Raw genomic sequence first — 20,813 nt, forward strand, 5'->3', positions numbered from 1 at the left:
CTTTTGTTGGCATGAGCACGGGCATGTGGACAGACGGATATATCGCGGTCGACTGGGGCACCACCAACCGGCGTGCCTGGCGGGTGCGAGCCGGCGCGGTCGAGGCGGAGTTCGCCGACGACCTCGGCTTCACCAGCGTCCCCCCCGGCGGCTTCCCGGCGGAGGTCGCGACCGTCCGTGAACGCCTCGGCGACTTGCCCCTGCTGATGGCCGGCATGGTCGGCGCGCGCGGCGGGTGGGTCCCGGCCCCCTACTTGCCCTGCCCGCTCGACCTCGCAACGCTCGCCGCCTCCTTGGTCGAAGTGCCAGAGGCCCGGGCCTTCATCGTTCCCGGCGCTTCCTTCGTCGACGGCCTTCGCGGCGACGTGATGCGGGGCGAGGAAACCCAGTTCTTCGGCGCGGTCGCGGCCGGCCTGTGCGGCGCCGACGCGCTCATCTGCCACCCCGGCACCCACAACAAGTGGGCGCTGATGCAGGGCGGCCGCCTGACCCGCTTCCGAACCGTCATGACCGGCGAGATGTTCTCCATCCTCAAGGCACAGAGTCTGCTCAAGTCGTGGCTCGAGGTCGAGGCCCAACCCGGCGAGATGTTCTCCGAAGGCGTCTCCCGCGGGCTCGAGGGGCGCGCGCTCACCGCCGACCTGTTCACCGTCCGCGCCCGGGTGCTGCTCGGCAGCCTCGCCGAGGACGAAGTCGCAAGCTTCGTCAGCGGCCTTCTGATCGGCGCCGACCTGCGCACGGGGGTCAAGGGCATGCCCGACGGCGAGGTGGTCGTCATGGGGCGCGGTGCGTTGACGCGGCTCTACTCCGCCGCGCTGACCCAGTTCGGCCGGCCCAACCACCAGGTCGACGGGGAAGCCGCCTTCCTCGCCGGGACCAACGCCACCGTGGAGCAATTGTCATGACCGCCGAAGAGGATTTCACCCGCTATCTCGGCGACTGCCCGCTGGTCGCGATCATCCGCGGTGTAACCCCCGACGAGGTCGTCGCGGTGGGTGAAGCGATCCTGTCGGCCGGAATCTCCATCATCGAGGTACCGCTCAACAGCCCCAACCCCTTCGAAAGCATCGACCGCCTCGCGCAGGCCCTCGGCGACCGCGCCCTGGTCGGCGCCGGCACCGTTCTCGACACGCTCAGCGTCGCCCGGGTCAAGGACGCCGGCGGGCGGCTTGTCGTCGCCCCCAACACGAACGCCCAGGTCATCTCCGCCGCGGTGCAGGCCGACATGGTCGCCGCTCCCGGCTACTTCACCCCGACCGAGGCCTTTGTCGCGCTCGACGCCGGGGCGCAGGCGCTGAAGCTGTTCCCGGCCGAAGGCGCCACGCCCGCGCTTCTCAAGTCGCAGCGGGCGGTCCTGCCCAAGGCGGTGCCGGTGCTGGTCGTCGGCGGAATCCAGCCCGATTCGATGCAGGCCTGGCTCAAGGCGGGCGCCAATGGCTTCGGGCTTGGCTCGGGCCTCTACACCCCGGGTCGCAGCGCCGACGAAGTGCACGCGCGCGCCGCGGCCTATGTCGCGGGATGCAAGGCATGAAGCCGCTCCGCACCGCCATCATTGGCTTCGGCAAGATCGCCGAGGACCAGCATGTCCCCGCGATCGCCGGCAATCCCCGGTTCGAACTGGCTGCTTCAGTCAGCCGCCAGGGCAACGGCCCCGCGCCCAACTTCACCTCGGCCGAGGACCTCCTCGCCGCCCTTCCCGACCTCGATGCGGCAGCGATCACCACGCCGCCCGGCCCGCGTTACGAGATCGCGAAGCTGTGCATCGCGCGCGGTCTCCACCTGCTGCTCGAAAAGCCACCCTGCGCGACCCTTGGCGAGGTGGAGGAACTGCGCCGCCTGGCGGAAGCCGCGGGCACTACCCTCTTCACCACCTGGCACGCCCAGCACAACGGCGGAGTCGCGGCGGCGGCGAGGCTGCTCGCCGGCCAGCGCATCGCCACGATGAAGATCATTTGGCATGAAGACGTGCACAAGTGGCACCCGGGCCAGCAATGGGTGTTCGACGCGGGCGGCTTCGGCGTGTTCGACCCCGGCATCAACGCTTTCTCGGTCGCGACCGCAATCCTTCCCGCGCCCTTGTTCGTGCGCGAAGGCACCCTCTTCTACCCGGCCAATGCCCACACCCCGATCGCGGCCGAACTCGCCTTCACCTCACCCGCCGCCGACGGACCGCTCAGCGCAAGCCTCGACTGGCGCAAGACCGACGGCGAGGAATGGACCATCGAGATCGAGACCGCCGACGGTGCCACCCTGAAGCTCCTCGACGGCGGCGCGCGGCTGCTGCTCAACGGGGATGAGGTCGCGGCAAGCGGGATCGGCGAATATCCCGACCTCTACGCCCGCTTCGCCCAATTGATCGACTGCCGCGAAAGCCTGGTCGACGTCGAACCCCTCCGCCTGGTCGCCGACTCGCTGCTGGTTGGAAAGCGCGAGACGGTGGAGGCAGTGACCGTCTAGCGCCGAACCACTGGCCCAGGCTGCGACGAACTGGTGGGGCTTTTGCCGGCAATCTCCGGCCAGCCGTCGCGCCATTCCAACCGATCCAGCAGCATCACCCGCCGAGTGTTCACGTCATCGGTCGGCCTGGTCCTCGGCCGCCGCGCATCGACCCCATGATAGAGGATCCAGTCACTTCCCGCATCGTCAGGGATGACGCTGTTGTGGCCCGGTGCGACCCAGCGCTCGTTCGCTTCCAGCACTAGATAGAGCGGCCTTGTCCGCACCTCGAACGGCCCGGTCGCCGATCGGCTGCGCGCCACCATGGTCGCATAATGCGCTTTGGGCCCGCAGCAATTGTCGCCCGAGAAGAACAGGTAATACCAGCCGTCGCGCACGGTCACCCACGCACCCTCGACCAGCCGGCGATATTCGCGCGCATCCTCGGTCCGGACCACCGGCACCAGGTTGACGGGCGTGCTGCCCGGCGCAAAGGACATGCCGTCGGCCCCAAGCTCCTGCACCTTGATCGGTCCGAAGCCGGATCCCCAGTAGAGCAAGGTCTTGCCCGTCGCCGGATCGTCGAACGCGAACGGATCGATGTTCACGAACCCCTGGCCGCAAAGCAAAGGCTTGCCCATGTCGGTGAACGGCCCCTCGGGCCGGTCCGCGCTCGCTACCGCCAGGCAAAGCCCGCGCTTGTCGTCGCTCAACGCTGCATCTGGCTTGGCCGAATAATAGAGCAGCCACTTTGCGCCGCGCCGAATGACGTCGGGCGCCCAGAAATCCTGCGTCCGGCTCGCCCACCGTGGCTTGACCGGCAGGACATCGGGCAGCTGCGTCCAGCTCACCAGATCGCTCGACCGCGCCGCCTGGATGTTGCGCATCGGATCACCGCCCTGCGTCGCATAGACATAGAAGCTGCGGTCGGGCGCGCGGACCACTGCCGGATCGGGAAAGTCCTGGTCGATCACCGGGTTCTGATAAGTGACCGGCGGCGACACCGTGGCGCAGGCGGACAGCAGCAGGAGCAGGCCGGGCAGGATGTCTTTCATGGGCCGGCAGCCTAGGCTTCGCGGCCCAGCCTTGCCTAGGGGGATTGCCGCCGCCATGCTCGCGACCGATCCCAAGCTCATGAAATCACACGAAGTGGACGGTATGGCCCTCTCGCCCGGCACCCCCCTGCTGACCTTTGCTGTCGAACCGGTCGAGGAGGGTGAGGGTTTCGCGCTCAACGTCTCACCCAGCGACGGCAGCGGAGTCCGGTCCTACCGCGTCGACGGACCCGAGCCCGAGGCCTTTGCCGAGATGTTCGACGCGCTGCACGCCGACTTCGGCACGCGCCGCCCGCACCATGCCGAGCCGCCGCAGGACTATGCCGCACCCCCTTGGCGTCCGCTGATCACCGGCAACCTCCACCCCCGCATCCTGTCGGGCTATGGCGATCCCGCCGTGCTTCGCACCGGCGACGGCTGGTGGCTGGTCGCGACCTCCAACGACGCACCCGACGCCTTTCCCATCCTCCATTCCACCGACCTCGAGAGCTGGAAGCCGATGGGTTTCGTGTTCGAGGAAGGCCAGACGCCCGATTGGACCGCCGCCGGGCTCAAGGTCGGCGATTTCTGGGCGCCCGAGATCGCCCGCGTCGGCGAGGAATATTGGCTCAGCTACACCGCCCGCGGCCTCGACCGCACCCTTGCCATCGGACTTGCCCGCGCAGCCCATCCCGCCGGGCCGTGGACCGACAATGGCGCGCCGCTGCTGACCGGCACCGTGATCGACAGCCATGTCTACGTCGATGCGGACGGCACGCCGTGGCTGCTCTGGAAAAAGGACAGCAACAGCCACTGGCCGCGCCCGCTCGCCGCGCTGCTGCGCGAGAATTTGGATCTCATCCCCGCCCTGTTCGACGACGAAGGCGACCGCCGCACCGCCGCTTTCTGTGCCGCGATCCAGCCCTTCGCCAATAGCCGCCGTCCGATGGAGCGCTTCTTCCTGATGCAGCCGCTGATCCGCGCGGCGCTTGCCAACTGGCGCAGGGTCAAGGCCGCGCTGGAGCGGAGCGGAATCGCCGCCCACGTCATCGAGAATATGGCGACCCCCATCTACGCCCGGCAGATCGGCGCCGACGGCCGCAGCCTCGTCGGCGATCAGCACCTGCTTCTCGCCAACGACCTCGACTGGGAAGGCCACCTGATCGAGGGGCCCTATCTCACCCGCCAGGATGGCCGCTACTACCTGTTCTACGCCGGCAACGACTTCACCTCGCCCAGCTACGGTATCGGCTATGCCGTCGCCGACCGGCTGACCGGACCGTGGCGCAAGGCCGACCAGCCGCTGCTGCGCTCGCATCCCGACTGGACGGCGCCCGGCCATGCCTCGGTGTCGGTCGGAAGCGACGGCGAGCCGCGGCTGTTCTTCCACGCCTTTCATCCCGGCACTGGCGGCTATAACGTGTTCCGCGCCTTGATGACCGTTGGCCTGGCGTTCAGCGGCGACGAGGTAACGCTGGTTCCGTGACGGACCGATGGGGAGAGTAAGCGTGCGGCGACTGGCTTTGAGTGCGTTGATCCTGGCAAGCACCGCCGCCACGGCCCAGCAGCAACCGATCATGGAGCCGGTGCTGCGCGACAACTTCCCCGACGCTTTTGTGATGGCGGAGGGCAATGGCAGCTTCATCGCCTACGCCACCAACGACGGCGAGAACGTGCCGATGGCGGTCAGCCGCGACCTGATCAGCTGGACCCCGGTGCGCGACACTGCGGGCAAGAAGCAGGACGCCATGCCGACCCTCGCCCCGTGGGTGAAGCAGGGCTTCACCTGGGCACCCGAGGTGATGAAGGTCGGCGCCAACTACCTCCTCTACTACACCGCCAATCACCGCGCGCAGGACAAGCAGTGCCTCGGCGTCGCCGTCAGCACGTCGCCGCGCGGGCCGTTCGTCGACCGCTCGGCCGAACCGATGGTCTGCCAGTTCGAGCTTGGCGGATCGATCGACGCCAACCCGTTCCGTGACAAGGACGGCAAGCTCTATCTCTACTGGAAGGCCGACGGGAACCGCATCGGCAAGCGCAGCCGCCTGTGGGGCGCGCCGCTCACCCCCGACGGCCTGAAGCTTGCCGCCGCGGCCAAGGACATCGGCCTCACCGACGAGGACGCGTGGGAGCAGCGCGTGATCGAGGCCCCGACCATGCTCCGCGTGCCCGACGGTTACGCGATGCTCTATTCGGGCGGCTATTTCGGGTGGAACGACGACCAGCGGCTGTCGCCTTATGCGATGAACTGGGCGCGCTGTGCGGGTCCGCTGGGCCCCTGCACAGACGCCGGCCCCACCCCGATCCTCAACAGCTATGCGCGCCCCGGCAAGGAAGGCTGCCTGTCAGGCCCCGGCCACCAGTCGGTGTTCCGCGCCAATGGCGGGACCTTTATCAGCTTCCACGGCTGGTCGACCACCAAGGGCTGCCGCAAGGGCGAGGGCAAGCGCTTCCTCTACGTCGCACCGTTCGGATGGGAGAATAACGCCCCCGCTATCGCGCCAAGCCTGCGCCCGGCCCGCTGACGGAAGGGCTTCCGCACCACCGGTGCAGAAGCCCCCTCGTGCCCATCAGAGGCGGGCGCGGATGCCCACGCTGAAGGTCGTCTCGTCATAGCGCAGGAAGCGGATGTACTCCGCCCGCGCCGCACCGTTGCGGGCCGAACTCAGATACTCGCGATACGGCTTCTCGAGGATATTGGTCCAATCGCCGAACACGGTGAGGCGATCGTTGATAGTGTAGCTTGCCGACATGTCGAGGCGGCCCGACGGCTTGCCATACTGATAGTAATAGTCGCCGCCGAAGCTGGCCGGATTGTTGTTGTCGCGAATGTCGATGAAGCCGAGGAACTTGCCCCGCTTGTTGTAGCTCACCCGCGCCGAGAAACCGGCATTCTCGTACATTCCGACCAGGTTGTAGGTCCACTTGCTGACGCCGTAGATATCCCGCTGGCCGATGATCGTGTTGGGGTCGGTGATCTCGGTTTCGAGATAGGTGAGGTTCGCCTGTGCGCCGAAGTTGCGCAAGAAGCCGGGCACGAAGCCCCAGTCGAAGAAGCTCGAGAATTGCACCTCCGCGCCGTCGATCTTCGCCGCATTGGTGTTGACCGGCGCATTCAGTTCAAGCGCGCCCAGATTGGGGTCGATGTAGCGCAACGTCTGGTTCTGGAAGAACCCCTTCAGGTCGCGGCGGAAGACGGCGGCGGCGAGCAGGCCACCGCGCCCGAAATAATATTCCAGGCTAGCGTCATAGTTGTTCGACTTGAACGGCTGCAGGAACGGGTTGCCGCCCCCGCCGCGCCGGACGCAATCGAACGGGTTGGACGTCGTCGACTGCCCCGCCGCATTGCACTGGCCGACCGGAGCACCGGTATCCGATGCCGGGTTGAGGTCGGCAAAGGTCGGCTTGGTGCGCGTCTGCGTTGCCGACAGCCGCAGCTGCGCGCCAGGCAGGAAGCGCCAGCGGACCGAGCCATTGGGCAGCCAGTCGGTGTACTTGTTGCCGACATCGACCGGGGTGAAGACGTTGTTGATCCGGCTGGTGCCCTTGACCTCGCTCTCGGTGCGAACAGCGCGAAGGCCGAGCACGCCGTCGAAATTCTCACCGAAGGCGAAGCGGCCCTGGACGTAACCGGCGAGCGAATCTTCGCTGGCGGTGTAGCGTGAGCGCGGATCGGCCGCGACCGGGTCCAGCGTGTAGCTTGCGCAGCCATTGCCCGGATCGCCCGGCAGGATGCTCGGGCAGCGGCTGATGATGAACTGGCGAAGCTCGCCAAGGCTGTCGCGCACGCTGTTGTAGGTCGGGGTCAGGAAGCTGCGGAAGCCCTGCACGTCGGTCCCGCGGAAGCCCGGCCGGTTGAACGCGTAATCGATCGGAAGCGCGCTTGCCGGAATGTTCAGCGGAAGCAGGAAGGCATAGCGATTGCCGAACCGGCGCGCGGCATCGCGGGTGGTGTAGCGGGCGCCCGCCTCGATCGTCGGAAGGAAGCCGAACCCGGTTTCATACTGGCCGTCGACCCGGAACTGCCAGTCGTCGCCCTGCGACTTCTGGTCTTCCTCGTAGAGCCCGCGGAAGCGGTAGTTGGCGACATTGTCGAGGCCGGGCAGCGTGCCGTAGCTGAACTCGGGAACCTCGTTGTTGAAGTTCACGCTGAACGGTCCGGTCGGGCGGAACACCGTGTCGACCGACTCCGTCGATCCGCGGAAGGTCGAACGGGTGCGGGCGACATCGGCGGTCAGCCTCAGCCGGCCGAGGTCGGCGCTGCCGCCGGCGGCGAACTGATAGGTGTCGGTCTTGTTGAAGGTCGCACCCTGGAAGCTGAAGATGTCACCGCCCGGATTGGTGACGGTGCCGCTGGAAAGGAGGTCGGTGCCGGGGCGCAGGACGACGTTCGACAAGGTGCCGCCGTACAGCGGCTGCTCCCACAGGCGATCGCTGACCTTGTTGCGGAAGCCCTGCCACAATCCTTCGACATAGAACTGGACGTCGGGCGACACCTTCAGCTGGATCGCGCCATTGATCGACGGGCGCACGCGGTTGCCGCTGCGGTAGAACAAGCGCTGGATGTCGGGAAAGCGTCCGGCCGGGCCGGGCGCGATGAAGTCGGTGTTGCTCGGCTCGCTGTCGAGATAGTCGAGCTCGGTCCGGCTGTAGTTCAGGAGGACGCCGATTTCGCCGCCATCGCCGAAGCCCCAGCGATTGGACACCAGCAGGTTGACGTTCGGGTTCCACTTGCCCGCCTGCTTCGTATACAGCGCCCAGGCCGACCCCGCGATCTCGAGACCCTGGAAGTCGAAGGGGCGCCGCGAGCGGACGTTGACCTCACCGGCAAGGCCGGCCTCGACCAGGTTCGCGGTGGTGGTCTTGTACACTTCCAGGGCGGCGATGTTGGCGCTCGGGAAATCCTGCAGGGCGACGACGCGGGTTTCGGCGGTGAAGATCTCCCGCCCATTGTAGGTCGTTGCGAAATCGGGGAGGCCGCGGACCAGCACCGTGTCCGCCTCGCCCCCGCGCCGCGTCACCTGCAGGCCGGGAATGCGCGCAGCGGTTTCGGACACGGCGATGTCGGGCAGCTTGCCGATATCCTCGGCGACGATGGCGTCGATCTGCTGCTCGCTGTTGCGCTTCAGATTGACCGCGGACTGGAGCGAGCGGCGGAGGCCGGTGACGACGATCGTGTCGTCGTCGGCAGCAGCGGCATCGTCCGCTTCACTGGTCTGTTCGACCGCGGGGTCGGCGGGCTGCTGTTGCGCGGCGGCCGGAGTGGCAACCGCCATCGCGGTGAAGCTCGCTGAAGCGAGGGCGAATGTCCGGATGCGCATATGTTTCTCCCCCAGGCCTCCTGGCGCCGGGAACACCCAAACGCCCCTGTTGGGGCAACGCTACACCCGCTTTCGCGAAAGCGACAATGAGAGGGGCGGTTAACTTTCCTATCGTCAGGCCGCTGTTGCAGAAAGGTGACTACTGCACTTCGGCCAGGAACTCGTTCACCCGCCGCTCGGCATCGGCGAGCGCCTGGGGCACCGGCTTCTGCCCGGTGATCGCCGCCGCCATTTCCTCACCCACCAGCCCCTCGATCGCATTCTGCCGGAGCACCCCGTCCGGCAGCGCCCGGCCGATGGTGGCGACCACCGCAATGTCCTGGCGATGCGGCAAGGAGCGAAAGGCGGGGCCGTCGACCTGTGCCTGGATCGCCGGCAGATGCCCGGTCCGCGCCCAGTCGCCGTTGCGCGCCGCCATGAAGCGGAAGAAGTCGGCAATCGCCTGCTTTTCCGTCGCGGTCCGCTCACGCCTGGGCACGACCCAGGCATGACCCGACACAAACATCAGGTTCTTTCCGTAAAGCTGCGGAAAGGGCTGCACCGAATAGCTTCCGAACAGTGGCCGCCCGCGGGTCTTCTCCTCGGTTTCGAACTGGCCGATCATCCATGTCCCGGTCGGATAGACCCCGCCCTCGCCGCTCATGAAGGCGGCGATCGCGGCGGGCGTGTCCATGTTGCTGGTGCCGATCCCCTCGCGCGTCACTTGCGCGAACAGCTCGGCCACCCGCCGTCCTTCGGGCGTGTTCAAGCGGATGTGCCGGGGGTCGCTGAACAGCGGCGCGCCTTGCGCCATCATATAGGTGTAGAGGATCCGCGCTGCCCCCGCCGGATCGCCGACCAGGCTCTGGATCAGGTAGGGCTTGCCGGTCCGCTGACGAAACTGGCGGCCTTGCGCGAGCAGTTCCTCCGGGCTGCGCGGAAGGATCGGCTTGCCGTCGGCGTCGACCAGCCCGGCCTTGCGGAACAGGGCCAGGTTGATGTGCCACAACCCGCCATGCGTGTCCCACGGCAGGCCGTACATCCGGCCGTCCCACGTCACCCCCTGCCGCGCGGCGGGCGTGAAGATGCCGGGGGCCAGCCCCGCCGCCGCGAGATAGGGCTCGACCGGCTCCAGCAGGCCCTTGCCGGCATAATCGGGAATGACGCCGCTGTGCATCGTCACGAGGTCGGGCGGCTGGCGCGCGGCAAGCTGCGCCGTAAGCTGGCTGTAGCCGGGCCAGGCGACCACATTCTGGCTGACCCGCGCCTCCGGATGCGCAGCGCGGAAGGCGTTGATCATCGTGGTGACGATCCCGCATTCGCCTTCCGCCCTGGCGACGTCGGTCGCGGTGCCATAGGCGCTGGTGCACTCGCCGAAGAAGCGCTGGATATAAAGCCCCTGCCCGCGCTCGTCGGACGTACAGCTGCCGAGCAGCACCGCCGCGGCAAGCGCCAGCACGCGCCTCATTTCAGCGCCGTCCCGGCCATCGCCGCGATGATCTGCTTCTGGAAGATCAGGTAAACGATGAAGATCGGCAGCGACGCGAACACCGCCTGCGCCATCAGGAAGCCGAGCCCGCTGGTCTGCGCGTAATTCATCTGCGCCGCCGCCAGGCCGACGGTCAGCGTGTACATCTCGCTGCGGGTGACGCTGATCAGCGGCCACCAGTAATCGTTCCAGGACCCGAGGAAGGTGAAAACCGCCAGCGTCGATTGCGCCGGCACCGTCAGCGGCAGGATGATGCGGGTGAAGATGCGCCAGTGGCTCGCCCCGTCGAGCAGCGCCGCCTCGTCCAGTTCGCGCGGGATCGCCCGCATATATTGGGTCATGAAGAACACGCCGAAGCTGGTGGTCAGCCCCGGCAGGATCAGCCCCGGATAGCTGTTGTGGAGGTTGGCCCAGGCGAACAGCTGATGCTGCGACAGGATCACCGCCTGCCCCGGGATCGCGAGCCCCATCAGCACGAACAGGAACAGCGCCCGCCGCCCGCGAAACTCGAGCCGGGCGAAGCCATAGCCGGCGAGGCTGGTCAGGATCAGCACGCCCAGCGTCGTCCCAGCCGAAACGATCAGGCTGTTGAACAGCCAGCGCAGGGTCTGCCCGTTGCCCAGGATCGCGCCGTAATTCTCCAGCGTCCACGGCGGGGTCAGCGCCGCCCCGCTGTTGCCGACCAGCGCGGCATTTTCCTTGAAGCTCAGCGCCAGCGTCCAGAGCAGCGGCGCAAGCATGATCGCAGCACCGATGCCCAGCGCGATCGCCGCCGGCAAGGGCAGGCGGGTGCGGGCGGCTACGGCATCAGCGGCCACCCTCGCCCTCCCCTGCCCGGCCGGTCAGCCAATATTGGGTCAGCGTCACCACCAGGATGATCGCGAACAGCACTTCGGCGGCGGCCTGTGCATAGCCGAGCTCCCAGCGCCCGAACGCCACCTCGTTCATGAACAGCACAACCGTTCGCGACGCGCCGCTCGGTCCGCCGGCGGTCAGCAGTTGCGCTTGCCCGAACAATTGCAGCTGCGCGGCGGTCTGCAGCATCACGACCAGGATCGTGGTGCGCTTGAGCGAGGGAAGCGTGATGCTGAGCAAGGTCCGCCACCGGCTTGCACGGTCAAGCGCCGCGGCTTCGTAGAGGTCGGCCGGGACCTGCTGCAGCCCGGCCAGGAACAGCAGCATCGGAAGGCCGATCGACCACCAGATGGTGGTGATCGCCAGCGCCCACAGCGCAAGGTCGGGCGACGACAGGAACGGGATCGGCTCGGCCCCGATCGCCTGCGCCGCCTCGCCCAGCAGACCGGCGTCGGGCGCCAGGATGAAACGCCAGATCAGGGTGACGATGGTGACCGACAGCACGGCCGACGAGAAGAAGATGCCGCGCAGCACCGCCGCCCCGCGGCTGGCCCGGTTGAGCGCCAGCGCCAGGGCCAGCGCGATCCCGGTCAGGATCGGCACCACCATCAACGTCACGGCGAAGGTGTTGACCAGGCTTTGCCCGAAGGTCGGATCGGCCAGCAGCCGGCCGTAGTTGGCAAGGCCGGCGAACCGCCCGTCGCCCCAGATGTCGACCACGTGCAGCGACAGCCACATGCCGTGGAGCATCGGCGCGATCAGCACCGCGCAGTAGATGAGCAGGAACGGCCCGACGAAGGCGAACCCTGGGTCGCGGCGTGCGGCCCGGTTCCGGCTCACGCCCCGACCCGGTGGAAGCCGCTGCCGTCTGGCCCGAACAGGTGCGCCGCCTCGCCATCGATCGCCAGCGCGATCCGGTCACCGGCCTTGAGCGCGCTTGTGCCGACATCCTCGCCGGTGATCATGCCGCCGTCGGCCAGCTTGGCGTAGACGAGGCTGCGTTCACCCAGGCGCTCGACCAGCATCACGTCAGCGGCGACGCCTTCACGCGCGACCCGGAGGTGTTCCGGCCGCAACCCAAGCTCGAGCGCGCCGCCCTGCGGAAGCCCGGCACGCGGCACCCGTGTCTCGATCCGGCTTCCATCGCCGAGCATCACCGCGGCATGCTCCCCGCCGTCAACCAGCCTTACCGGCAACATGGTCATCGCCGGCGATCCGACGAATTGCGCCACGAACCGATTGGCCGGCCTGAGATAGATTTCCATCGGCGCCGCGACCTGCTGGATTCGGCGGTCGTGGAATACCACGATCCGGTCGGCCAGGGTCATCGCTTCGGCCTGGTCGTGGGTGACCATGATCACACCCGCCTCGACCCGGTCGCGCAGCTGCGCCAGTTCGACCCGGGTGCGCAGGCGCAAGGCCGCGTCGAGGTTGGACAAGGGCTCGTCGAGCAGGAACAGCTGCGGCTTCTTGACGATCGCGCGGCCGATCGCCACACGCTGGCGCTGGCCGCCCGACAATTGCGACGGCTTCCGGTCGAGCAACGGCTCGATCTCCAGCACCCGTGCGGCGTCGGCGATCAGCGCGTCGATCTCGGCTTGCGGGACCTTTGCGTTCCTGAGGCCGAAAGCCATGTTCTCGCGAACGCTCATGTGCGGGTAAAGCGCGTAGGACTGGAACACCATCGCCACGTCGCGCTCGCCCGGGCCGAGCCGATCAATCCGGCGATCCTCGAGGATCACCTCGCCGCCGTCGGCGGTTTCGAGCCCGGCGATGATCCGCAGCAAGGTCGTCTTGCCCGACCCCGACGGGCCCAGGAAAGCGATGAATTCGCGCGGCGCGATGTCGAGATCGACCGCCTCCAGCACCTGGGTTTCCCCAAACGACTTTGACACGCCGCGAAGCTGAAGACCTGGCACGGCCGGCAGCTTAGCGAGGCGTCACGGCGCTGCAACCAGCATTATCGGGAGAGGAGTGCCACCGCTTGCTCGAACAGGGCCGGGGTCGCCGCCGCGACGACCGAGCCCGGCTCGAAGTCGCTGCCGCCCTGCCAGTCGCCGATCACCCCGCCCGCGCCGCGCACCACCGGAACCAGCGCCGCCCAGTCGTGGCGATGCAGCTTGTTCTCGATCACCAGGTCGAGATGGCCCGCCGCCAGCCGCGCATAGGCCAGCGCATCATAGCCGAAGCGGGTCAGCCGGGCCGCGCGCCGCACCCGCTCAAACGCGTCGGCCTCTTGCCCCTCGAACAGATACGGGTCGGTCGACGACAGCCGCGCCTCGGCAAGACGCAAGCAGCCCGACACGCGCGCCGCCTCGCCGTTCAGCGTCGTGCTTCCCGGCAAGCCGATCATCAGTTCGCCCAGCGCCGGCGCGTCGATGAAGCCCGCGACGGGGTCGCCGTCCTCGAGCAGCGCGACCAGCGTCGTCCAGCTCGGCAGCCCGCAGATCAGCGCGCGTGTGCCGTCCACCGGATCGAGCAGCCAGCGCCGCCGCGCCTCGGGCCTGACAAGCCCATATTCCTCGCCCTCGATGCCATCCTCGGGGAAGGCCGCCTCGATCGCGGCCCGAAGCGCCCGCTCCGCCCCGCGGTCGAGCTCGGTCACGGGGTCGAAACCGCCAGCCCCCGCCTTGTTGTCGGCATCCGGCACCGCAGCACCAAGCGTCACCCCGCGGGCGACGGCGGACAGGCGGCGGAAAAAAGGAAGGAATTCGGACATGATGCCGGCCTTAGCCGACATCACCGCCCCGGCGAAGCGCCTCCCTTCAGGCTTCGCGCACCCGCAATGTCGCAAGCGCCGCCAGGGCCATCACGCCCGCCGCGAAGGCCATGGTCCAGATCGGCTCGCCCGGGAAAAAGGCCTTCATGATCGAGCCCATCACCGTCGCCACCAGCAGCTGCGGCACGACGATGAAGATGTTGAACAGGCCCATGTAGGTGCCAAGCTTGGCCTGCGGCAGCGCGCTGGCGAGGATGGCGTAGGGCATGGCGAGGATCGAGGCCCAGGCGATGCCGACGCCGATCTCGGCCAGCAGCAGGTGCTGGGGATCGCGCAGGAGGAAGAAGCTGGCGTAGCCGAGCGCGCCCGCGGCGAGGCACAGGGCATGGGTCTTCGCCTTGCCGATCCGCTTGGCGAGTGCCGGAAGGACCAGCAGCGCGGCGATCGCGGCAACGCCGTTGTAGACCGCGAACAGCACCCCGACCCAGTTACCCGCTTCCTGATAGGTTGCGCTGTCCGGATCGCTCGCGCCGAAGAAGTTGAGCGCGACCACCGGGGTGGTGTTGATCCACATGATGAACAGCGCCGACCAGCTGAAGAACTGCACCAGGGCCAGCTGTTTCATCACCGGCGGCATGCCCGAGAAGTCACCGACCAGGCTGCCGAGCATGCCCGAGCTGCGCCCGCGCTTGGCGGCGGCAATGGCAAAGGCGGACAGCGCGCCATAAGCGACCAGCAGCGCGCCGAGCAGGTAGACCTCCTTCTCGAGGCCAAGCTCGGGCACCAGTGCGATCACCAGTCCGCCCGCGGCACCCCACGCGAAGGGCACGAGCATCGACCTGCCGGCAAGCGCCGCGCGGGTGTCGCCCAGGTCATGACTCTGCGCCTCGCCGAAACTGCGCATTTCGTCGGGCGAATATTCTCGGGTGGTGAAGACCGTCCACATCACGGCCAGGAACAGGGCGGTGCCGCCGGCCCAGAAGCTCCATTTGACGGTGTCGGGAATGGCCCCTCCGGAGGCGACGTTGCTGACGCCCCAATGTTCGAGGAGGTAGGGGAAGATCGAACCGATCACCGCACCCGCGCCGATGAAGGCGGTCTGCACGGCATAGCCCGCGGTATGCTGGTCGCGGCGAAGCTGGTCGCCGACGAAGGCGCGGAACGGCTCCATCGAGATGTTGAGGCTGGCGTCGAGCATCCACAGCAGCGCGGCCGCGGCCAGGAGCACCGGTGCAAGCGGCATCAGCAGCAGCGACAGCGCCGCGAGCAGCGCGCCAGCGACGAAATAGGGACGGCGGCGGCCGAACCGGCCAAGCCAGGTGCGATCGCTCATGAAGCCGATGATCGGCTGGACCAGGAGACCGGTAAGCGGCGCTGCCACCCACAGCGCGGGCAGGTCGTCGAGGCTCGCGCCCAGCGACTGGAAGACCCGGCTCATGTTCGCATTCTGGAGCGCGAAGCCGATCTGGATTCCGAAAAAGCCGAAGGAGATGTTCCACAGCCCCGCCCAGCCCTGCCGCGGCTTTTCCAGCCGCCCCGTCACCTGATCCATGCACCACCCTCCACTTGTCCCGAGGAAAGCAGGAAAGCCGAGCAGTGCCAATCCTTTGTGCGGTGCAGCAGAATAGGTATTCACAGGTGACAGAATGCAAGGCTATGACCAGTGTGAGCGTTCACAAAGGGGGATCAAGCATGGCCGTCGCCGCACCGACCGGAATGGAAGCGCAAAGTCCGGAGGACGGCGTCGACGCGCCAGAACTGCGCTATTTCGTGTTCGCGCTGTTCTTCATCTTCGGCGGCATCACCAGCCTCAACGACGTGATCCTGCCCAAGCTGAAGGAGCTGTTCACGCTCAATTACACGCAGGCGATGCTGGTCCAGTTCTGCTTCTTCACCGCCTATCTGGTGATCGGCATTCCGGGCGCGCAGCTGGTCAAGCGGATCGGCTACATGCGCGGGGCGATGACCGGGTTGCTGGTGATGATGGCCGGCTGCCTGATGTTCATCCCGGCCTCGCGCACGGCGACCTACGGCCTGTTCCTGTTCGCCCTGTTCGTGCTGGCGAGCGGGGTGGTGATCGTCCAGGTGGTCGCCAATCCGCTGATCAGCCTCCTCGGCAAGGCCCAGACGGTGCACAGCCGACTGACCTTTGCGCAGGCGTTCAACAGCCTCGGCACCACCGTCTTCCCGATCGTCGGATCGGCGCTGATCCTCGGCGGGCTGGCGGGCGTCAGTGCCTCGGACTTCACCGGGGCCGAGCTGGAGGCATACCGCACCGCGGAGACGCAGGCGATCAGCAACACCTATATCGGCCTCGCCGTCGCCTTGCTGGTGATCGCGGGCGCGGTGTTCCTGTTCCGCAACCGCCTTCCGGGCGAAAGCCACGAGCGCAGCTCGCCGTTCGCCGGTTTCGCGCTGCTCAGCCGCAAGCGGTTCGGCTTCGGCGCGCTGTGCATCTTCCTTTATGTCGGCGCCGAGGTCTCGATCGGCAGCCTCATCGTCAACTACCTGCAGCAGCGCCACGTCCTCGCACTGAGCGAGCAGGGCGCCGGCAACCTGATCTTCCTCTACTGGGGCGGCGCAATGGTCGGCCGCTTCATCGGCAGCTGGTTCCTGCGGATCATGAGCCCGGGCCTGATCCTGGCGACAGTCGCGGTCGGCGCAATCGCGCTGCTGGCGATCTCGACCAACAGCACCGGCGCGGTGGCGGCCTACAGCCTACTGGCGATCGGACTGATGAACTCGATCATGTTCCCGACCATCTTCAGCCTGGCCTGCGAGCGGCTCGGCGCGCGGGCGGCGGACGGGTCGGGGATCATCAACATCGCCATCTTCGGCGGCGCGGTGATCCCGCTGCTGACGGGCATGCTGGCCGACGCCAGCGGCAGCCTGGGCATCGCGCTCCTGCTTCCCGCGGTCTGCTATGCGATCATCGCCGCTTATGGCTTCTACGCCCGGCGGCCGGCGTCGGAGCAAGCCTGAGCGGCGGCTTTTCGGGCGCGTCAAACAGGGCCTGAGCGCCCGCTTGTCGGGCGCGTCAGGCCAGGCTTGAGCCGCGCACCTTGAGGCTGACGGGAAGCAGCCGCGGCTCGCCTTCCCGTCCCTCGATCCGCTCGATCAGGGCCTCGACCAGCGCGAGGCCGGCGGCGCGGGCATCCTGCGCCACGGTGGTCAGCGGCGGGCTTGCGTAGCCGGCGGCGGCAAGGTCGTCGAACCCGACCACCGCGACGTCCTGCGGCACCTGGCGCCCGCGTTCCTGAAGCGCCTTCATCGCGCCGATCGCGGCAAGGTCGGAAGCGGCGAACAAAGCGTCATAGGCAAGCCCGCGGCGTTCCAGCTCGGCGACCGCGGCGCGGCCCTCTTCCTCACTCGGACCGGCATCGACCCGCAGCCGGTCGAAGGCGGGCAGGCTGGCCTCGTCATGCGCGCGGACATAGCCGCGATAGCGATCGAGGAATTCGGGATAGCCCTCGCTGACTGTGCCGACGAAGCCGATCCGGCGCCGCCCATGGGCGATCAGGTGGCTGGTCGCCTCGCGCCCGCCCGCTTCATTGTCGGAACCGATCATCGCCCCGAATTCATTGGCGCGCGGGTTGCCCCAGCACACGAAATGGGTGCCGCGACGGACCAAAGCCTCGAGCCGCGGGCGATACTGGAGATAGTCGCCGTAGCCGAGCAGGATGATCCCGTCGGCCTTGCGGCTGTCCTCGAAATCGACGTGCCAGTCGTCGCTCAGTTGCTGGAAGCTGATCAGCAGGTCGTAACCGTGTCCGGCGCAGGCGCGGACCATCGACCCGAGCATCGACAGGTAGAAGGGGTTGATCAGCGTTTCGTCGGGGGTCGGGTCCTCGAAGAACAGCAGGGCCAGTGTGCGGCTCTGCTGGCGGCGCAGGCCCGAGGCGTTCTTGTCGACCTTGTAATGCAGCTGCTCGGCAGCGGCGAGGACGCGGGCCCGAGTCTCGGCGCTGACGGCGGGATTTCCGGACAAGGCACGGCTGACGGTCGGCTGGGACACACCGGCCAGGGCCGCGATGTCGAACGATGTCGGGCGCCGCTGCGTCATTGCCGCCACAGTTTAGCGGGCTGAATACGTATGTATAGCGGGGCGGCATTCTGGTCACTCCGCCAAACCACGCATAAACTTTGCAGATTGGTGACGTGGTGCGCGCTTGTTCGCCGCACGCGATCGTCCAGGAGGGGTGACGACAATGACGAAATCTTCGAGCAACGGCCGCTATTGGCTTGCCGCGAGTCCGCTGGCGCTGTGCGCCGCACTGATCGCAACGCCTGCCTCGGCGCAGGATGTCGCAGCAGGGCCAACCGACGCCGATGCCGCTGCAGAGATCAGCGCGCAGCAGGACGACACCATCGTCGTCACCGGTCTGCGCGCCTCGATCCGCAACGCGGTCAACCAGAAGCGCAACAACAGCTCGATCGTTGAAGTGATCGCGGCCGAGGACATCGGCAAGCTGCCCGACGCCAGCATCGGCGAAGCGCTGTCGCGCCTTCCAGGCCTGACCAGCCAGCGCTTCGACGGCCGCTCCAACAAGCTGTCGGTGCGCGGCCTGTCGCCCGACTTCACCACCACCACGCTCAACGGGCGCGAGATGGTGAGCTCGGACAGCAACCGCGCCGTCGAATTCGACCAATTCCCGTCGGAACTGCTGAATGGCGCAGTGGTCTACAAGACCCCCGACGCGGCGCTGACCAACCAGGCGATCGGCGGCACCATCGACCTCCTCACCATCCGTCCGCTCAGCCAGAAGCGGCGCACGGTGGCGATCGGCCTGCGCGGCGAGATCAACGACAAGGGCAAGCTCAACCGCGACACCAAGGACAAGGGCTATCGCTTCAACATCGCGCTGGTCGATCAGAACGACGCCGGCACGGTGGGCTGGGCGCTCGGCTACGCCCGCATGGTGCAGCCGATCCAGGAACAGTGGATCCAGGCCTGGGGCTACGGCAACAACGTCGGCGGCAACGCCGCGCTCGAGGGCATCAAGCCTTACGTCAAGTCGAATGAACTGACCCGCGACGGCCTTGCCGGCACGCTGGAATTCATCCCGGTCGACAACTGGCAGAGCCGCCTCGACGTCTTCTATTCGCGCTTCAACGACGAGCAGACGCTGCGCGGTCAGGAAATTGCGGGCTACACCGCAAGCAGCTTCACCCCGGTGACCACCGCCGACGGGCTGGTGACCAGCGGCCGCTGGAACGGCATCCGCACCCAGTCGCGCAACGACTTCACCGATCGCAAGGTCAACACCTTCGCCATCGGCTTCAACAACGTCGCGCAATTCACCGATCGCCTCCGGCTCGAACTGGACGCGAGCTACAGCCGCGCCGACCGCAAGTTCACCGCGGCCGAAACCTACAGCTCGACCGGGCGCGGCCAGACCGGCCTGACCGACAACATCACCTACACGCTGGGCGGCCCGAACGGGATCAGCGTGGTGAGCGGCCTCAACTATGCCGACCCCAATCTGTGGCGCCTCGGCGACAACCTCGGCTGGGGTGGCCCCTTCTGCCAGGAAGCGCTCGGCTGGCAGTGCGCAAGCCAGGACGGCTACATCAACCGCGAAGCGTCGAGCGACGATCTCGCCGCGATCAAGCTTGCCGCTTCCTACGAGTTGGGCGGTCCGATCTCCGACATTCGGGTCGGCGCGCGCTTCGCCTCGCGTGAGAAGACCCAGACCAAGACCGGCGAGTTCCTGACTCTGAATGCCTATCCGGCGGTCCTGCCGATCCCGGCCAACCGCCTGGTCGAGCCGGCCGATCTCGGCTTCCTCGGTCTTGGCCCGTCGATTGCCTACGACGTCCGCCAGCTCATCGCCGACGGCGTCTATTTCCGCACTCCCAACGATCTCCTCGGCAGCGCCAAGGCCAGCTGGGACGTGTCGGAAGACATCTTCAACACCTACGCCATGGCCAACATCGACGCCGACCTCGGCGGCATGGATCTGACCGGGAACGCCGGCGTGCAGCTGGTCCACACCGACCAGAGCAGCGCGGGCAACGTGGTCAGCTTCAACACCGCTGGCGGACTGGTCATCACCCCGCGCCTCGACGGCGACAAATATTGGGACGTCCTTCCGAGCCTGAACCTCAGCCTCGGCCTCGCCCGCAACCACAAGCTTCGCCTCGGCGCGGCCAAGGTGCTGTCGCGCAGCCGCATGGACGACATGAACGCCAGCCGCGACGTCAACTTCATCGCCGCCAACGCGCTGTCGACCGACATCACCCGTTCGCCGTGGACCGGCGGCGGCGGCAATCCCAAGCTTCGCCCGTGGCGCGCCTGGCAGTTTGACGCTTCCTACGAATTCTACTTCGGCAACGGCGGCTACATTGCGGTCGCGCCTTACTACAAGAAGCTGCTCAACTACGTTTACACCGAGAACGTGCTGACCGACTTCAACGGCATCATCGCGCCGGGGCCGATCCAGCCGATCCTCCGCGAAGGCTTCATCAGCGCTCCGGCAAACGGTCGCGGCGGTCGCATCTATGGCCTCGAATTGTCGGCCTCGCTGCCGTTCGGTTCGCTGGTCCCGGCGCTCGAGGGCTTCGGTGCGATCGGCAGCGCCTCGTTCACCAACAGCAAGGTGCGGCGCACCGCCGACGCGGTTCCGGAAGAGCTTCCGGGCCTGTCGAAGCGCGTGCTCAACGGAACGCTCTACTTCGAGCGGGCTGGCTTCGGTGCCCGCGTCAGTGCCCGTCACCGTTCGAAGTTCCTCGCGGAAAGCTTCGCGCTTGGCCTGACCAGCGAGCTGCGCTTCGCCAAGGCCGAGACGATCCTCGACGCGCAGGTCAGCTATGACCTGACCAACGTCGGCTTCAAGGGGCTGTCGCTCTACGTGCAGGGCTCGAACCTGACCGACGAGCCGTTCGTCCAGTATTTCGGCGACGACGAGCGGCGGGTCCGCAACTACCACACCTACGGCCGCAACTTCATGGCCGGCGCGACCTGGAAGTTCTAAGGCCGC

Annotated in this window: 16 protein-coding genes; 7 read left to right on the top strand and 9 right to left on the bottom strand. The window is 67.3% G+C overall.

All coding sequences use genetic code 11. The features are described from left to right. Positions 1-23 precede the first annotated feature (23 nt). From GGQ97_RS00255 to GGQ97_RS00265, 3 genes are read left to right on the top strand one after another with little or no spacing between them, the layout of a single operon-like run. A complete protein-coding gene (locus tag GGQ97_RS00255) occupies positions 24-905 on the top strand; it encodes a 2-dehydro-3-deoxygalactonokinase (RefSeq protein ID WP_245197772.1) in 882 nt (293 codons plus the stop codon). Continuing rightward, entirely contained in the window at positions 902-1,531 is a 630-nt protein-coding gene (locus GGQ97_RS00260) for a 2-dehydro-3-deoxy-6-phosphogalactonate aldolase (protein WP_168067106.1), read from the top strand. The genes GGQ97_RS00255 and GGQ97_RS00260 overlap by 4 nt, the downstream gene beginning before the upstream one ends. Next, the gene (locus tag GGQ97_RS00265) at positions 1,528-2,457 is read left to right on the top strand and encodes a Gfo/Idh/MocA family protein (RefSeq protein WP_168067107.1); all 930 of its coding nucleotides are present in this window, start codon (positions 1,528-1,530) and stop codon (positions 2,455-2,457) included. The genes GGQ97_RS00260 and GGQ97_RS00265 overlap by 4 nt, the downstream gene beginning before the upstream one ends. Here the strand turns inward: GGQ97_RS00265 and GGQ97_RS00270 are convergent. Further along, positions 2,454-3,491 carry a glycoside hydrolase family 43 protein gene (locus tag GGQ97_RS00270; RefSeq protein ID WP_168067108.1) on the bottom strand — a complete coding sequence of 346 codons (1,038 nt, stop codon included), beginning with the start codon at positions 3,489-3,491 and terminating at the stop codon, positions 2,454-2,456. The genes GGQ97_RS00265 and GGQ97_RS00270 overlap by 4 nt on opposite strands. A gap of 103 nt (positions 3,492-3,594) precedes the next feature. Between GGQ97_RS00270 and GGQ97_RS00275 the strand changes: the two genes are divergently transcribed. Both GGQ97_RS00275 and GGQ97_RS00280 read left to right on the top strand, forming a co-directional pair. Next, positions 3,595-4,956: a glycoside hydrolase family 43 protein gene (locus tag GGQ97_RS00275; protein ID WP_168067109.1), complete on the top strand. Its 1,362-nt coding sequence runs from the start codon at positions 3,595-3,597 to the stop codon at positions 4,954-4,956. A 46-nt stretch (positions 4,957-5,002) separates the two neighbouring features. Then, entirely contained in the window at positions 5,003-5,995 is a 993-nt protein-coding gene (locus GGQ97_RS00280; protein WP_168067110.1) for a glycoside hydrolase family 43 protein, read from the top strand. Positions 5,996-6,040: 45 nt separating this feature from the next. Here the strand turns inward: GGQ97_RS00280 and GGQ97_RS00285 are convergent, their stop codons facing one another. The 7 genes from GGQ97_RS00285 to GGQ97_RS00315 form a co-directional block, all read right to left on the bottom strand. Then, positions 6,041-8,791, bottom strand: a complete 2,751-nt coding sequence (locus tag GGQ97_RS00285; protein ID WP_168067111.1) for a TonB-dependent receptor — start codon at positions 8,789-8,791, stop codon at positions 6,041-6,043. A gap of 139 nt (positions 8,792-8,930) precedes the next feature. Further along, positions 8,931-10,238 (bottom strand): ABC transporter substrate-binding protein, encoded by a 1,308-nt coding sequence (locus GGQ97_RS00290; protein WP_168067112.1) that lies wholly within the window; start codon positions 10,236-10,238, stop codon positions 8,931-8,933. Continuing rightward, a complete protein-coding gene (locus tag GGQ97_RS00295) occupies positions 10,235-11,077 on the bottom strand; it encodes a carbohydrate ABC transporter permease (RefSeq protein ID WP_342448409.1) in 843 nt (280 codons plus the stop codon). The genes GGQ97_RS00290 and GGQ97_RS00295 overlap by 4 nt, the downstream gene beginning before the upstream one ends. Further along, positions 11,067-11,954 carry a carbohydrate ABC transporter permease gene (locus GGQ97_RS00300; protein WP_342448410.1) on the bottom strand — a complete coding sequence of 296 codons (888 nt, stop codon included), beginning with the start codon at positions 11,952-11,954 and terminating at the stop codon, positions 11,067-11,069. Before GGQ97_RS00300 ends, GGQ97_RS00295 begins: the two co-directional genes overlap by 11 nt. Further along, positions 11,951-13,009 (bottom strand): ABC transporter ATP-binding protein, encoded by a 1,059-nt coding sequence (locus tag GGQ97_RS00305; protein ID WP_342448411.1) that lies wholly within the window; start codon positions 13,007-13,009, stop codon positions 11,951-11,953. Before GGQ97_RS00305 ends, GGQ97_RS00300 begins: the two co-directional genes overlap by 4 nt. A 65-nt stretch (positions 13,010-13,074) precedes the next feature. Continuing rightward, the gene (locus GGQ97_RS00310) at positions 13,075-13,833 is read right to left on the bottom strand and encodes an inositol monophosphatase family protein (RefSeq protein ID WP_168067114.1); all 759 of its coding nucleotides are present in this window, start codon (positions 13,831-13,833) and stop codon (positions 13,075-13,077) included. 46 nt (positions 13,834-13,879) lie between these two features. Next, the gene (locus GGQ97_RS00315; protein WP_168067115.1) at positions 13,880-15,385 is read right to left on the bottom strand and encodes an MFS transporter; all 1,506 of its coding nucleotides are present in this window, start codon (positions 15,383-15,385) and stop codon (positions 13,880-13,882) included. 140 nt (positions 15,386-15,525) lie between these two features. Between GGQ97_RS00315 and GGQ97_RS00320 the strand changes: the two genes are divergently transcribed. Then, positions 15,526-16,815, top strand: coding sequence for a sugar MFS transporter (locus tag GGQ97_RS00320; protein WP_168067116.1), 1,290 nt, complete (start codon positions 15,526-15,528; stop codon positions 16,813-16,815). A 55-nt stretch (positions 16,816-16,870) separates the two neighbouring features. Here the strand turns inward: GGQ97_RS00320 and GGQ97_RS00325 are convergent, their stop codons facing one another. Then, positions 16,871-17,896 carry a LacI family DNA-binding transcriptional regulator gene (locus GGQ97_RS00325; RefSeq protein ID WP_168067117.1) on the bottom strand — a complete coding sequence of 342 codons (1,026 nt, stop codon included), beginning with the start codon at positions 17,894-17,896 and terminating at the stop codon, positions 16,871-16,873. Positions 17,897-18,041: 145 nt separating this feature from the next. On the opposite strand from GGQ97_RS00325, the gene GGQ97_RS00330 reads away from it, so the two are divergent. Further along, on the top strand, positions 18,042-20,807 hold the full coding sequence (locus GGQ97_RS00330) for a TonB-dependent receptor (protein WP_168067118.1): 2,766 nt from the start codon (positions 18,042-18,044) through the stop codon (positions 20,805-20,807). Positions 20,808-20,813 lie beyond the last annotated feature (6 nt).

Source organism: Sphingomonas kaistensis, from assembly GCF_011927725.1.
In the GTDB taxonomy this organism is placed as follows: domain Bacteria; phylum Pseudomonadota; class Alphaproteobacteria; order Sphingomonadales; family Sphingomonadaceae; genus Sphingomicrobium; species Sphingomicrobium kaistense.

Coding starts and splice junctions, on each gene's coding strand:
- GGQ97_RS00255 (WP_245197772.1), top strand. CDS start 24: ATGTGGACAGACGGATATATCGCGGTCGACTGGGGCACCACCAACCGG.
- GGQ97_RS00260 (WP_168067106.1), top strand. CDS start 902: ATGACCGCCGAAGAGGATTTCACCCGCTATCTCGGCGACTGCCCGCTG.
- GGQ97_RS00265 (WP_168067107.1), top strand. CDS start 1,528: ATGAAGCCGCTCCGCACCGCCATCATTGGCTTCGGCAAGATCGCCGAG.
- GGQ97_RS00270 (WP_168067108.1), bottom strand. CDS start 3,491: ATGAAAGACATCCTGCCCGGCCTGCTCCTGCTGCTGTCCGCCTGCGCC.
- GGQ97_RS00275 (WP_168067109.1), top strand. CDS start 3,595: ATGGCCCTCTCGCCCGGCACCCCCCTGCTGACCTTTGCTGTCGAACCG.
- GGQ97_RS00285 (WP_168067111.1), bottom strand. CDS start 8,791: ATGCGCATCCGGACATTCGCCCTCGCTTCAGCGAGCTTCACCGCGATG.
- GGQ97_RS00290 (WP_168067112.1), bottom strand. CDS start 10,238: ATGAGGCGCGTGCTGGCGCTTGCCGCGGCGGTGCTGCTCGGCAGCTGT.
- GGQ97_RS00310 (WP_168067114.1), bottom strand. CDS start 13,833: ATGTCCGAATTCCTTCCTTTTTTCCGCCGCCTGTCCGCCGTCGCCCGC.
- GGQ97_RS00315 (WP_168067115.1), bottom strand. CDS start 15,385: ATGGATCAGGTGACGGGGCGGCTGGAAAAGCCGCGGCAGGGCTGGGCG.
- GGQ97_RS00320 (WP_168067116.1), top strand. CDS start 15,526: ATGGCCGTCGCCGCACCGACCGGAATGGAAGCGCAAAGTCCGGAGGAC.
- GGQ97_RS00325 (WP_168067117.1), bottom strand. CDS start 17,896: ATGACGCAGCGGCGCCCGACATCGTTCGACATCGCGGCCCTGGCCGGT.
- GGQ97_RS00330 (WP_168067118.1), top strand. CDS start 18,042: ATGACGAAATCTTCGAGCAACGGCCGCTATTGGCTTGCCGCGAGTCCG.